The 14,187-nt window shown below is 34.3% G+C and carries 10 protein-coding genes; 8 read left to right on the top strand and 2 right to left on the bottom strand.

The genetic code is table 11. The annotated features are described in order from the left end of the window. Nucleotides 1-43 precede the first annotated feature (43 nt). The 4 genes from AC07XN_RS00765 to AC07XN_RS00750 all read left to right on the top strand — a co-directional run bounded on the left by AC07XN_RS00765 (nt 44) and on the right by AC07XN_RS00750 (nt 8,156). Nucleotides 44-2,446, top strand: coding sequence for an ABC transporter permease (locus tag AC07XN_RS00765; RefSeq protein ID WP_494741684.1), 2,403 nt, complete (start codon nt 44-46; stop codon nt 2,444-2,446). 99 nt (nt 2,447-2,545) lie between these two features. Continuing rightward, on the top strand, nt 2,546-4,930 hold the full coding sequence (locus tag AC07XN_RS00760; protein ID WP_494741683.1) for an ABC transporter permease: 2,385 nt from the start codon (nt 2,546-2,548) through the stop codon (nt 4,928-4,930). A gap of 89 nt (nt 4,931-5,019) precedes the next feature. Beyond that, complete coding sequence (locus tag AC07XN_RS00755) at nt 5,020-7,431, top strand: ABC transporter permease (protein ID WP_494741682.1); 2,412 nt, start codon at nt 5,020-5,022, stop codon at nt 7,429-7,431. 62 nt (nt 7,432-7,493) lie between these two features. Beyond that, nucleotides 7,494-8,156 carry an ABC transporter ATP-binding protein gene (locus AC07XN_RS00750; RefSeq protein ID WP_309922420.1) on the top strand — a complete coding sequence of 221 codons (663 nt, stop codon included), beginning with the start codon at nt 7,494-7,496 and terminating at the stop codon, nt 8,154-8,156. A gap of 56 nt (nt 8,157-8,212) precedes the next feature. Here the strand turns inward: AC07XN_RS00750 and AC07XN_RS00745 are convergent, their stop codons facing one another. Next, nucleotides 8,213-9,553, bottom strand: coding sequence for an aspartyl protease family protein (locus AC07XN_RS00745; RefSeq protein WP_494741681.1), 1,341 nt, complete (start codon nt 9,551-9,553; stop codon nt 8,213-8,215). Nucleotides 9,554-9,880: 327 nt separating this feature from the next. On the opposite strand from AC07XN_RS00745, the gene tpiA reads away from it, so the two are divergent. From tpiA to AC07XN_RS00730, 3 genes are all read left to right on the top strand, one after another. Next, entirely contained in the window at nt 9,881-10,642 is a 762-nt protein-coding gene (gene tpiA / locus AC07XN_RS00740) for a triose-phosphate isomerase (protein WP_309922426.1), read from the top strand. Nucleotides 10,643-10,799: 157 nt separating this feature from the next. Next, nucleotides 10,800-11,690: a hypothetical protein gene (locus tag AC07XN_RS00735; protein WP_494741680.1), complete on the top strand. Its 891-nt coding sequence runs from the start codon at nt 10,800-10,802 to the stop codon at nt 11,688-11,690. Nucleotides 11,691-11,703: 13 nt separating this feature from the next. After that, the gene (locus tag AC07XN_RS00730) at nt 11,704-12,567 is read left to right on the top strand and encodes a glycosyltransferase family 2 protein (protein ID WP_323247063.1); all 864 of its coding nucleotides are present in this window, start codon (nt 11,704-11,706) and stop codon (nt 12,565-12,567) included. Nucleotide 12,568: 1 nt separating this feature from the next. Here the strand turns inward: AC07XN_RS00730 and AC07XN_RS00725 are convergent, their stop codons facing one another. Next, nucleotides 12,569-13,672: an endonuclease/exonuclease/phosphatase family protein gene (locus AC07XN_RS00725; RefSeq protein WP_494741679.1), complete on the bottom strand. Its 1,104-nt coding sequence runs from the start codon at nt 13,670-13,672 to the stop codon at nt 12,569-12,571. Nucleotides 13,673-13,925: 253 nt separating this feature from the next. Between AC07XN_RS00725 and rpmB the strand changes: the two genes are divergently transcribed. Continuing rightward, entirely contained in the window at nt 13,926-14,165 is a 240-nt protein-coding gene (rpmB, locus tag AC07XN_RS00720; protein WP_184137596.1) for a 50S ribosomal protein L28, read from the top strand. Nucleotides 14,166-14,187 lie beyond the last annotated feature (22 nt).

Genomic DNA, 14,187 nt, shown 5'->3' with positions numbered 1-14,187 from the left:
AAATATATATTACATATCACCATCAAAATAACCTCATCACGCTATGTTTAAAAATTACTTCAAAATAGCCTTCAGAAATCTTGTTAGGAATAAAGTATATTCTTTTATCAACATCGGTGGATTAGCAGTTGGTATGGCTGTAGCAATGCTAATTGGTTTATGGATTCATGATGAATTATCATTCAATAAATATCATACAAATTATGATAAAATAGGTGTTGGAATGCAGCATCAAACAGAAAATGGAACTGTTTACACAGGCAATGCGATGCCTTTCCCGATAGGTTCTGAACTTAAAAATAAATATGGCAATAACTTTAAATATTTAGCCATGGCTTCGTGGGAAGGAGACCATATTTTATCTACTAATGACAAGCAATTATCTAAAGGTGGTATTTATTTCGATACTGATGCCCCAAAGATGTTGTCACTGAAAATGTTGAAGGGAACGAATGAAGGACTGCAAACGCCCAATTCTATTTTACTTGCAGCATCAACGGCAAAAGCTTTTTTTGGCGAGGCCGACCCTATTAACCAAACTATGAAAATTGATAATAAACTGAATGTAAAAGTAACAGGCGTATATGAAGACCTACCTTTTAATGCTACTTTCAGAGATTTGAAATTCATTGCCCCTTGGGATTTATACGTTTCTTCAGAAGATTGGATTAAAAGAGCAAGAGATAACAATCAATGGGATAATAATTCATTTCAATTATATGCTCAAATAGCCGATAATACTGATTTTGAAACTGTCAATAAGCGAATACTTCGTTCAAAATTCAACAATCTGCCTAAAGAAGAAAGACGATTTGATGCTAAAATTTTCTTTCAACCAATGGCTGACTGGCACTTGAAATCTAACTGGAAAAATGGTGTAAATACGGGTGGGTTGATAGAATACGTTTGGTTGTTTGGTATTGTAGGTATTTTTGTATTATTATTAGCGTGTATCAATTTCATGAATTTAAGCACTGCTCGTTCTGAAAAGCGTGCAAAAGAAGTAGGCGTTCGTAAAGCGATAGGTTCTGTTCGTGGACAATTAATTGCACAATTTCTGAGCGAGTCATTATTGGTAGTAGCCTTTTCATTTATATTTTCAATCATTATTGTAGAGCTTGCTCTACCCTTCTTCAATGAGGTTTCCGATAAAAAAATGACGATTCTATGGACAGACCCTTTGTTCTGGATTCTCTCACTTAGTTTTAGTTTACTCACTGGCTTAGTTGCTGGTAGTTATCCTGCTTTATATTTATCCTCTTTCCAACCCGTTAAAGTATTAAAGGGTACTTTCAAGGCTGGTCGTTTTGCGGCCATTCCCCGCAAAGTATTAGTAATATTTCAGTTCACAGTTTCTGTAGCGTTAATCATCGGTACTATCATCATTTACAAACAAGTACAGTTTTCAAAAAACAGACCTATTGGCTATAATAGAGATGGCTTAATGATGATATTGATGAAAACACCAGATTTTTATGGAAAATTTGATTTGCTCCGTAATGAATTAAAAGCATCTGGAGCTATTGTTGAATTAGCAGAATCATCAAGTCCATTAACAGAAGTATGGTCAAACTCTGGTGGTTTTTCTTGGGAAGGCAAAGACCCTAATTTTGATACAGATTTTGCAAACATTAGAGTTACCCATGAATTTGGAAAAACTGTAGGTTGGAAGTTTAAAGAAGGAAGAGATTTTTCAAGAGATTTTTCTACTGATTCATTAGGGTTGGTTATTAATGAAGCAGCCGTAAAGTTTATGGGCATTAAAAATCCTGTTGGAAAAACAGTTACATGGGGGACTGGTAAAAATGCATCAAATTTTACCATTATTGGGGTAATTAAAGATATGCTGATGCAGTCGCCATACAAACCCGTAAAGCAATCTTTTTACTTCTTGAGTTCACATGATGTAAATTGGATAACCCTTAAGTTGAATCCTAATAAAAGTGCGAGCGAGTCTATTTCAAAAATTGAAGCCACCTTCAAAAAGTATATTCCCTCAGTTCCTTTCGACTATAAATTTGCAGATGATGAATTTGCTAATAAATTCAAAACCGAAGAGCGTATCGGAAAACTAGCCTTGTTTTTTGCTGCCCTTGCTATCTTTATTTCATGCTTAGGGTTGTTCGGGCTGGCATCTTTTGTAGCTGAACAAAGAACCAAAGAAATTGGTATTAGAAAAGTATTAGGTGCTACGGTACTAAACCTATGGACTTTGCTTTCAAAAGATTTTTTATTGCTCGTATTGGTATCACTCATTACAGCAACGCCTCTTGCCTATTACTTTATGCACAATTGGTTACAGAAATATGAATATAGAACAGATATTTCTTGGTGGGTTTTCGCTTTTGCTGGACTAGGAGCCTTAGTTATTACATTATTAACGGTTAGTTTTCAAGCAGTAAAAGCGGCTTTGGCTAATCCTGTAAAGAGCCTAAGGACAGAATGATTTAGAGTTAGGAGTTTTTGAATCTAGCGTGTTTTTTCGTCAAAATACCAAATCTAAAAACCTTTAGTCTTTTAGTCATCAATCTAAAGTCATATCATTATGTTTAGAAATTATTTCAAAATCGCCTTTCGTAATCTTGTTAAAAACAAGGGATATTCCATAATTAACATTGGTGGATTAGCAGTCGGCATGGCAGTAGCAATACTGATTGGTTTGTGGATTCATGATGAATTGTCGTTCAATAAATATCATAAAAACTATGATAGAATTGTACAAGTGATGCAACATCAAACCTTTAATGGCGAAGTGGGTACGCAGACAGCTAATCCCTATTTACTAGGTGCTGAAATTCGTGAAAAATATGGAAGCGATTTCAAATTTGTACTAATGTCTTCTGGAAGAAGAAAGCATATCTTGAAGTTTGGTGATAAAAAACTTTCTATACGAGGCGAATACTTTGAAGCCGATGCACCAGAAATGCTTAGCCTAAAAATGCTGAAAGGAACAAATAATGGATTGAAAGACCCATCATCTATCTTAATTGATGAATCTACAGCAAAAGCATTTTTTGGTAATGAAAATCCTTTATTCAAATCGTTCAAAGTTGATAATAGATTTGATTTAAAAGTAACTGGCGTTTATGAAGATATTCCTTATAATTCCGATTTTCATGATTTAGCATTCATTGCTCCTTGGGACCTTTACATAAAAAATGAAAATTGGGATGAAAAGCTATCTAATCCTTGGCGAAGCAATGCCTTTCAAACCTATGCTCAGTTGGCTGACAATGCTGATGTGGATAAAGTTTCTGCAAAAATAAAAGATGTAAAACTCCTTAAGGTAGATAAAGCAGGTGCTTCTTTTAAACCGGAAGTATTTCTACATCCCATGAATAAATGGCATCTATATTCTGAGTTTAAAAATGGCATAAACACAGGGGGTAAAATTGAGTTTGTTTGGCTATTTGGCATTATTGGGATATTTGTGTTGCTATTGGCTTGTATCAATTTTATGAACCTAAGTACGGCTCGTTCTGAAAAACGTGCGAAAGAGGTTGGCGTTAGAAAAGCCATTGGCTCAATGCGTAGCCAATTAATCATTCAGTTTCTTAGTGAATCTTTCTTGGTAGTATTTATCGCTTTTGTGCTATCCTTATTATTGGTAGAACTTAGTTTACCTGCTTTCAATGAAATAGCTGATAAAAAAATGGTTATCCTGTTCACGAGTCCAGTTTTTTGGCTTTTAGATTTAGGTTTTTGTTTAATAACAGGTTTTATTGCGGGAAGTTACCCAGCTTTATATTTATCTTCTTTTCAACCTATCAAAGTGTTGAAAGGAACTTTCAGAATCGGGCATTTTGCCTCAATGCCTAGAAAAGTTTTAGTAGTCTTGCAGTTCACCGTTTCAATTACTTTAATCATTGGAACGATTATTATCTTTAACCAAATTCAATTTGCCAAAAATCGTCCAATAGGTTATAATAATTCAGGCTTATTAACAATGTTTGTCAACACGCCTGAATTATTACAGCACTATAATGCCATCAGAAATGATTTGATACAGACTGGTGCTGTATCAGAAATGTCTGAATCTTCAAGTCCTACAACGGGCGTTTGGGCAATTAATAATGGTTACGATTGGAAAGGCAAAGACCCAAATGTTCAAGGCAATTTTGGCACAGTAGCAGTAACCCACGATTTTGGAAAAACTGTGGGTTGGCAATTTAAAGAAGGGAGAGATTTCTCAAGAGCATTTTCAACTGATTCTACAGGGGTTGTATTGAACGAGGCTGCAGTGAAATTTATGGGCATCAAACAAGTAGTTGGTGAAACCATGAAAATCGACGGCAAACCTTATAAGATACTAGGCGTAGTAAAAGATATGGTCATGAATTCACCGTATGAACCTGCTTTACGTACTGTTTTTGTATTAGACTATAAATGGATAAATATCATTAATATCAAAATTAATCCCAAGGTAAGTTCCTCAGAAGCATTAGGAAAAATTGAGACTACTTTAAAAAAATATGCTCCTGATATTCCATTCGATTATTGGTTTGCTGATGATGAATATAATCTAAAATTTCTTAATGAAGTAAGAATTGGGAAACTGACTTCATTCTTTGCAGTACTTGCTATTTTTATTTCATGCTTAGGCTTATTCGGGCTAGCCTCTTTTGTAGCCGAACAAAGAACGAAGGAAATTGGTATCAGAAAAGTATTAGGAGCTACCGTTCTGAATCTATGGACTTTACTCTCAAAAGAATTTGTATTGCTCGTACTGATTTCGCTTTTGACAGCTACTCCAATTGCCTATTATTATATGCACAATTGGTTACAAACCTATGATTACAGAACAGATATTTCTTGGTGGATTTTCGCTTTTGCTGGTCTTGGTGCCTTAGTTATTACATTATTAACGGTAAGCTTTCAGGCTATTAAAGCAGCCTTGGCTAATCCTGTAAAGAGTTTGAGAACGGAGTAATTTCTATTGAAATGTTAAAAAAAGTTAAGCTAAATCAGAATGTATATTAGTCTGACTATCTTCACTTTGAATAATAAATTTCTGAAATTATGATACAAAACTACTTTAAAATAGCATGGCGAAACCTGATGAAACGGAAGTTTTACTCATTGGTTTCGATATTAGGGTTGTCTGTTGGCATTACCTTTACATTACTGATTGGCACTTACATTTGGGGAGAACTACAAGTAAATGCTGATTTAAAGAATGTTGATAATCAGTACCTAATTCAAAGCAAATGGAAACAAGCAGATATGGGTGTGGAAATAGCAACCCTTGCTCCATTGGCAGAAGCGCTTAAAGAAAATTATCCTCATTTGGTAGAAAACTTTTATCGTTTTGATGGCATCACTTCTACGTTTGCCAACAAGGATAAAATTTTCAGAGAAGAGATACAGCTTGGCGACTCTACTATTTTAAATATGTATGGATTCAAATTACTTCATGGCGATGCCACAACGGCTTTGAACCAGCCTTATACGATGGTTCTTACTGCCGAGCAGGCTATTAAGTATTTTGGACAATCGGATGTGGTAGGAAAGACCTTAACAGTAGAATCATTTTCGGGGAGTAAAAAAGATTTTATGATTACGGGCGTGTTAGATAAGCTAGCGACCAATTCCATTACAAATTTGCTCAATAGCACAAAATCACCCGTGTTGATGTCCTTTGAAAGCAGTGATTATTTTGGTAGAGGTCAGTTTAATACTTGGAACAATCCTTATAATGTTGGTTATATCACGTTGAAAGAAGGTGTAAAACCCGAAAGCTTAGCTAAGCCTATGGCAAAGTTAATTAAAGCTAATGCTCCTACCAATATTAGTGATAACCTGTTGCCTTATCTGACACCTGTAAAAGAGGTGTATAGAGAAGCAAACAATGGGATAGTAAAAAAGACAATCTTTACGCTAACCATGACGGCGCTGTTTATTTTATTAATGGCTATTGTCAATTTTATCAATATTTCAATTGGTAATTCTTTTACAAGGCTTAAAGAAATTGGCGTTCGTAAAATGCTTGGGAGCATGAAAGGACAAATTATTCGTCAGTTTTTAGCCGAATCTATTTTAATTGCTTTGGTAAGTTTACTGGTGGCATTGATATTATTTGAAATATTTCAACCCATTTTCGGACAAATATTGAATAAGACAATACCATCATTACTATCGATAACGCCTTACTTTTTTGTGTTTGCTATCTTGTTAGCTTTATTGATTGGTTTGTTATCAGGTATGTATCCAGCTTTTGTTTTATCAAACATACCTTCCATCGATTCTTTAAAAGGTAAGTTGAAATCGATTAAAGAAAATATTTTTTTCAGGCGATTATTGATTGTTTCACAGTTTTCAATTGCTCTTTTTGTTGGGGTCGGAGCCAGCGTCATTACCAAACAAGTAAATTACTTTTTTACTAAAGATTTGGGCTATCATAAAGAAGCCATTATTACAGCCAGAGTACCAAGGGATTGGTCGCCGAAAGGGGTGGAAAAAATGGAGACTATCAGAAATGAAATGACCAAATTAAAAGAAGTAAACAATGCTACATTGTCTTATGAAATTCCTGAGACTAATTCAAAAAATAGCATCGGTATTTATAAAATGGGACAAGATTCTACCCAAGCTGTATATATTCCTAGTTTAACCAGTGATGATAAATACCTTGAAACATACCAAATCCCGATGGTAGCGGGGGTATTTTTTCAAAACAAAGAATCATCCTTTCAGGCAGGGAAAATGGTGTTGAATGAAGCGGGTGTAAAGGCATTGGGGTTTAAAAGTCCAGCACAAGCTATTGGGCAAATCGTTCGTTTACATTTTAGCCCTCAAAGCTATACGATAGTTGGCGTTACGAAAGATTTTCATTTAGGTTCAATGCATCAGGCTATTTCGCCTTTGGCTTTTATGAATGTCAAAGAAAATACTATTTTCAGGTATTTATCTTTCAAAATTCGCGAAGGCAATATTGCTGAATCATTATCAGCCATTCAACATAAATGGACTGAATTGATGCCAGGTTCGGTGTTTGAATATACTTTTATGGACGATACCCTCAAGAAGCTATATCAGTCTGAAATACAGCTAAAAAAAGCCTCTGAATTAGCCACATTCTTATCAGTTATTATTGTAGTATTGGGTATTTTAGGAATGGTGTCAATGAGTATCGCTCGCAGAACCAAAGAACTAGGTATCAGAAAAGTATTGGGTGCATCAAGTATTAGTATCGTTATGCTTTTTTTGAAAGAATTTATCGTATTAATCTGTATCTCTATAGTTATTGCCTTTCCTTTAGCAGTAATTAGCATGAACAGTTGGTTAACAGGTTATGCTTATAGAATTGAGTTGAATTGGCAAATATTTATAGCAATAGCGATATTTTTTAGCCTGATGATTGCTTTTTTTGTTTTCTTACAAACATTCAAGGCCGCTTTAACTAATCCCATTAAAAGCCTTAAAACGGAGTAATGGTAATAAATAATTAGTCCGATTTTAGGGCTTAACAAAGAAATTTTCATAAAATTAAAAATATGTTAGCACTCAAAAACATTTTTCGTTGGTATAATTCAGGAGTAAATAGAGCATTCGTTTTACGTGATGTAAGTTTGACTATTGAGCAAGGTGAGTTTGTATCCATCATGGGACCTTCGGGCTCAGGTAAATCTACGCTATTACACATTATTGGTATGATGGACGAACCCAATGAAGGAGAGTATTCTTTTATGGGACACAGCGTGCTTAAAATCAAAGAAAAGCAACGAGCAGAATTATACAAAAAACACATTGGCTTTGTCTTCCAAGCCTACCATTTGATTGATGAACTAACGGTGTATGAAAATATCGAAACGCCATTGTTGTATCATGGCATTGGGGCGTCTGAAAGAAAATCTATGGTAGCTGATATTCTAGACAGGTTCAATATTGTAGGTAAAAAAGACCTCTTCCCCAATCAGCTTTCTGGCGGACAGCAACAGTTGGTAGGTATTGCTCGGGCTATTATTACAAAACCCAATTTGATTTTGGCAGATGAGCCTACAGGCAACCTGAACTCAAAGCAAGGCCAAGAAATCATGGAATTATTTAAAACATTGAACGATGAAGGCGTAACCATTATTCAGGTAACTCACTCTGAAAAAAATGCTACTTATGGTAGCCGAGTAATTGAGTTATTAGATGGACGTATCGAAAGATAAAAATTTAGTTTTGGTTTAAGTGTTAGTCGCTTAGTAATATTTACTAAGCGACTTTTTTATATCAATCTTTTTAAATTAACCGTTGTAAAAATCACATTCGCCCCTCTTTTCACAACCAAATTAACGGGTTTACCTTCTCCTTTCTGAAATATCTTATAAATTTCAGAAATGGATACATCACGAGACGATCTGTTATTGATAAAAATCACCCTGTCTCCTTGTTGCAACCCTGCTAATTGAGCAGGTGAATTTTCAATAATTCTTTCAATCATAAATTCGTGGTAATCACTTCCACTTGCCAACAACTCCATACCACTCATGTTGTGTTCAAACGGCTCTTTCATCCTTCTATTGATAGGCTTCAACACCACATATTTATCTCGGTAATTAAAAGTAACTTTAAATCTTCTAAGAAATTCACACCCTACATTTCCCTGACGTTCAGAAAAATTAGTGGGCTTTAAATGAAATGAAGAACTATCAGGGAACGACGCCACTACATTGTTTAATTCAAATTTTCCAAACTTAATTTTGGGTAATCTCCCCAGATTTCCATTGATAATACCGCTCAATCCTCGTCCAAGTTGGGCTTTCACTACCTTAGGGGGCAATTGTATATTAAATTTCTTATTTACTTCAATAGAAATAGCATGTCCTGCTCCAGTATCCAGCAATACTTTGATAGGTACCTTTTCTTCCCCATTTACTAATTCTACCGTACCTAGATACGGCTTATTTTCTTCTATCGAAATAGGGAAGCGTTCTCCTTTAGAAGGTTTATATTTATAATGTTCTGGATTCTCCAAAATCAACTGATTTTCAGCAAAATCAATCGTTACAGCAAAGCGGTTAAAAAGGTCATATCCGATAATACCATGAATAGGTCTTCCGACAAACTCACTCAGTCTTAGGATATCGTCTTTTAAGACAACAATATTCTGACGATAGCCAATGGCTTCGCCCATCTTGATAGTATTGTCTAACACAATTCCTGCTTCAAGGTCATTCCCAATACCAACACCCGCAATTTTCACATTTCTACTATAAATCATGTGTTGAGATTGTGCTATTTTGAAATCAGTAAGAATGATTGAACTTACGCCAGTATCCAGTATAAAACGTAAGGTATCAGAATTATTAATCCTGAGCGGTACTATCACTAAATTAGCATGAAATTCAAATGGGATGATAGTCTTGTTTTTTTTCTTAAGTAACTGAAAACCAAACTTTTCATCGGTTACAGGCTTCAGTTTAAATTTCTTTGGATATTCGTTTCTGGGAATAGTAGTGACAGTAACACCACTATTATTTTGTTCAGCAGATACAATAGAATCTTGACAATACCCTGCCAGCGGTAAAGTACTGAACAATAATATTTTATGCCAAGTGAGTTTCATAAAGAGGAGTCATTTTCTTAACTAAATATCGGAATAATATTACATATTTCCAAGAGTCTACATAGAAAAATTAATGTTTATTCAAAGAAAAGTACACAAAAATTTCCATCACATATTTTTTAAGAAAAATAGCAGATTTAGCATACCTAATAAAAGCAATTTTATTTTGAATTGATAGTCAATATTCTACCCATTTGAGAGGCTAACTTTTAAAAAAAATCAAAATTTTCTCTATCAGAATGAAGATACTTGTCCTTTTTTGTTTTTTAAAATTGTGATAACGAGTACTTTTGTTAAAGTATCTAATTTATAATTAACCAAAAAACAATGAGAAAGCAAATTGTAGCAGGAAACTGGAAAATGAATAAAACAGCTGATGAGGCATTAATTTTAGCCTCTGAAGTTGTAAACATGGTAAAAGACGAAGTAAATACTGATGTGCAAGTAATTATTGCTCCACCAGCACTTTATTTAGCTACTCTACAGAAATATACAGAAACAGTTTCGAATGTGGGTATTGCGGCACAAAACTGTTCAAGCAAAGCTTCAGGTGCTTATACTGGCGAGATTTCGGCTTCTATGCTAAAGTCAATCGGTGTTACACACGTTATTCTTGGGCACTCAGAGCGTCGTCAATATTTTAACGAAACGAACGAGGAGTTAGCTGAAAAAGTAAACATTGTACTTGAAAACGGATTAACGCCAATTTTTTGTTGTGGAGAATCGTTAGAATTACGTCAAGGAGAAGATTTTCTTGCTTTTGTAGCGTCACAATTAACAGATAGCCTTTTCCATCTTTCTGCTGAAGATTTTGCTAAAGTGGTGATTGCTTACGAACCAATTTGGGCAATTGGAACAGGTCTAACGGCTTCTTCTGACCAAGCACAAGAAATGCATGCATATTTAAGAGCGCATCTTGCTACAAAATATGGCCAAGAAGTTGCTGATAATACTTCTATCCTTTATGGTGGAAGCTGTAATGAAAAAAATGCTCCAGAATTATTTGCTTGTCCAGATGTGGATGGTGGCTTGATTGGTGGTGCATCATTGAAATCTCGTGAATTTACGAATATTGCAAAGTCATTCTAATAAAATAATCATATAAAATCCCGTTTAGGAAAACCTATGCGGGATTTTATGTAAAATAAATGCTAACTTCACTTATTAATCAAGGACAACAACTTGATTAACAATACATTACTCAACTTTTCTTTAAACTCACATTCTTAATTATACCATTTTATACATGGCATTTAAAAAACTGAACCCTTTTGAAAAACTCTATTTAAAAAACACTAACAAAGACGCTTATCAAAATTATAAATATCAACTAAAAGTTAGCAAAATTCCTTCAATCAATTTTTTAGATACCCCCAAACCTCTTGTTGACTTCAAACATAGTGGGCATTTGGGTGATATTATCTATGCTATTCCTACCATGTATGCTTTGGCTGAAAACGGCAAAGCACGTCTCCATTTGAATATCGGTCAGAAAATAAAAGTTGACGGAGAGCACCCTCTTCAAGGCATTGGGCTAAACGAAAAATCGATATTGATGCTAGAGCCTCTTTTGACTCATCAGCAACAGTTTCAGCAAATTGATATTTATGATAAGCAAGAAATTGATTATGATTTAGATGTATTCCGAAAATTTCCTTTCGATTATTCTAAAGGACATATTAGCAGATGGTATTTTAATTGTTTTGCGGTAAGCTACGACCTCAGCAAACCTTGGTTAACTATCCCAAAGGACAATTCAATGGCTGATAAAATCGTTATTGCCAGAAGCACCCGCTATAACTCGCCAGTTATTGATTATTCTATTCTCAAAAAATATAACAATCTGGTTTTCGTTGGTTTACCAGAGGAATATGCTTTGATGAAGGCAGTTATACCACATTTAGTATACGTTGAAGTAAGTAATTTCTTTGAATTAGCAAAAATTATTGCAGGGGCAAAGCTTTTTATTGGGAATCAATCCTTCCCTTATGCCATCGCAGAAGCACTAAAAACACCGAGAATGCTGGAAAGTTATTATAAATCACCTAATGTTATTCCAGAAGGACCAAATGCTTTTGAATTTTCTTTTCAACCTCAATTTGAGTTTTTAGCTCAAAAACTAATTCTTCAGCATTAAAATCAATATTATTATGAAGACAGCAGCAGTAGTAATACTTTACCATCCTACACAACAAACCTTACAAAATATCAACAGCTATCATACCGCTGTTGATAAACTATTTGTATTGGACAACACTGAAGGTTCTGCCAGCATTATCAATCAATCATCATTTAATAACCCTACTATACATTATTCAAGTGATGGTATCAACAAGGGTATTGCTGAAAGGCTGAATGAAGCTGCCCAGCAAGCTATTAATGAGGGTTTTGAATGGTTGTTATTGATGGATCAAGATTCAAGTTTTGAGGGCAATACTTTTGACTTATACATTGATAGTATTACTAATTATCAAGATAAAAAACAGGTTGCCTTATTTGGGCCTAATTTCAGCAGACAGTACAAAGAATCAATCGCCGAGACTAACCTCGTAAAAGTTCCTGCCATGATTACTTCTGGTAGCTTTTTAAATTTAGCAGCCTATCAGCAGATTGGTCCATTCGACGAAGCCCTATTTATTGACGGGGTAGATACAGAGTATTGTTTAAGGGCACAGAACTGCGGCTACGACATCATAAAGTTTCTTAATATATTTCTTAAACATGAGCTTGGAGAAGCCGTAAAAAGGGCTTCAATCAAGACCTTATATATGGTAAAGAAAGTCAAGGATATTCACTCTCCAATCCGTTGCTATTATATCTATCGTAACAACCTTTATTTGCAAACAAAATACAAGCATTTAGATAAGATGGTAATGAAAGATATCAATGGTTGTGCGATAACAAATATAAAAAAGAGTATTTTTTACGGAACTGAGTCTCGACAAATTTTCAAATACCTGATTAAAGCTCATCGTGATTTTAAACAAAACAAAATGGGAAAATATCAGCCATAAATCAATGTATTTTATATGTTCCAAATACAGGGTAATGGTCTGATGATTTAATATGATTATGCGTTTGAAAATCTAATACTTCAATAGATTCACTACAGAATTGGTTATCAATTCTCACAAATCGTGGACTGCGATTTAGGGTAAATCCAAAGCCATTTCCAGCTTCTTCGAAAGAATTTTTCAATCTATCACGAATATGCCCATAAGCATTTCCATAAGGCGTTTCATTAAAGTCTCCACACACAATTACAGGGTACGGACTTTCATCAATACGTCTTTCGATTAATTCTATCTCCTTTGAATGTTTAATGAATCCCATTTTCAAACTCCATAGAATAGCACGAGTTTCATCTCTAGCCTGACCAAATGAGCTCCCCTTTACTTCATCCACTACTTTTTTTACCCTTATGCCCATTGATTGTAATTGTAAATTAATTACTCTGATGGTATCATTTTTCAACGCAATATCGGCTAGTAGATAGCCATTACCATTGTCTTTTCCGGGTGTTTGTCCAAACAAACTCTTTTCTTCATGAATGATTGGGTATTTAGAGAATATCGCTAATGAAAAAACTCTACCTGTGCCATAAATACTGTTAATGACATAATATGGGTTATCCACAATCATGGCGTCAAAAGTATTAAAGGCTGCATCTTCCCTAAAACTAGAAAATTCTTGAAAGCATTTAATATCAGCCTGAGTATCTACACAATATGAAATCTCGTTCTTTACCTTTTCTTTAATCTCGTTATCTTCAAAATGTTCATAATATGCACTATGTTGAAAACCATACACATTATAATCAAGTACAGATAAGCTTTTATCTGCTTCTTTGGCTATATGAAAACCAAATGTTCGTCGGATAAAAGGATAGCCTATTAGCAAAACAATAATAGGTAAAATCATTCTGGATGGCCTGATAAATAACCAAGTAATGGCAGTGATAGCACAGAGCAACATGACGACGGGTAGGCTCATCATCATAAAACCAACAAACCAGTGATCAATCACTAGAGTATAAGCTAATAAATAGGTAAATAAAGTATATATATATAAAGGAAGACTTATTAGCCACAAAAGAGATGTTACTGTTTTTTTTAGCATGATGTAATCTTGGCAGTTAGCTTTAAACAAAAGTACTAATTTTGAATGTCTTGAATGAATAATAAAACATGAATATTTCAATTTAAGTGTGTCCTTGAATGATAACACGAAAAATATTCGTTTTATTTCAGTAATTAATTGTTAGATTAACAAATATTTCATAATTTTGCATTCCATTTCGGAAAACACTGGTAATCAAGTCTATTACATCGCTCTCAAGGCGATTTTACATAACAAATAAAAGAATTTTATCATGGCGAAGGTTTGTCAATTAACAGGAAGAAAAACACAAGTTGGAAATAACGTTTCTCACGCTAACAACAAGACTAAGCGTAAATTTTTTCCAAACTTACACACTAAGAAATTTTTCTTAGAATCAGAAGGTGTATGGGTACAGTTGAAAGTTTCAGCGAAAGCTATCCGTACTATTAACAAAAAAGGCTTAGAAGCTTCTTTAGTAGATGCTGCTCGTAGAGGTACTTTGAGTTTATAGTAATAAAAATATTTGCTTAAAA

The sequence above is a fragment of the Arcicella sp. GW458-12-2-14-TSB2 genome (assembly GCF_059423785.1).
This window is presented reverse-complemented; position numbering and strand designations above follow the sequence as displayed.

What these genes read in the sequence shown, in the direction of transcription:
- AC07XN_RS00765 (WP_494741684.1), top strand. Translation starts at nt 44, where the DNA reads ATGTTTAAAAATTACTTCAAAATAGCCTTCAGAAATCTTGTTAGGAAT.
- AC07XN_RS00760 (WP_494741683.1), top strand. Translation starts at nt 2,546, where the DNA reads ATGTTTAGAAATTATTTCAAAATCGCCTTTCGTAATCTTGTTAAAAAC.
- AC07XN_RS00755 (WP_494741682.1), top strand. Translation starts at nt 5,020, where the DNA reads ATGATACAAAACTACTTTAAAATAGCATGGCGAAACCTGATGAAACGG.
- AC07XN_RS00750 (WP_309922420.1), top strand. Translation starts at nt 7,494, where the DNA reads ATGTTAGCACTCAAAAACATTTTTCGTTGGTATAATTCAGGAGTAAAT.
- AC07XN_RS00745 (WP_494741681.1), bottom strand. Translation starts at nt 9,553, where the DNA reads ATGAAACTCACTTGGCATAAAATATTATTGTTCAGTACTTTACCGCTG.
- tpiA (WP_309922426.1), top strand. Translation starts at nt 9,881, where the DNA reads ATGAGAAAGCAAATTGTAGCAGGAAACTGGAAAATGAATAAAACAGCT.
- AC07XN_RS00735 (WP_494741680.1), top strand. Translation starts at nt 10,800, where the DNA reads ATGGCATTTAAAAAACTGAACCCTTTTGAAAAACTCTATTTAAAAAAC.
- AC07XN_RS00730 (WP_323247063.1), top strand. Translation starts at nt 11,704, where the DNA reads ATGAAGACAGCAGCAGTAGTAATACTTTACCATCCTACACAACAAACC.
- AC07XN_RS00725 (WP_494741679.1), bottom strand. Translation starts at nt 13,672, where the DNA reads ATGCTAAAAAAAACAGTAACATCTCTTTTGTGGCTAATAAGTCTTCCT.
- rpmB (WP_184137596.1), top strand. Translation starts at nt 13,926, where the DNA reads ATGGCGAAGGTTTGTCAATTAACAGGAAGAAAAACACAAGTTGGAAAT.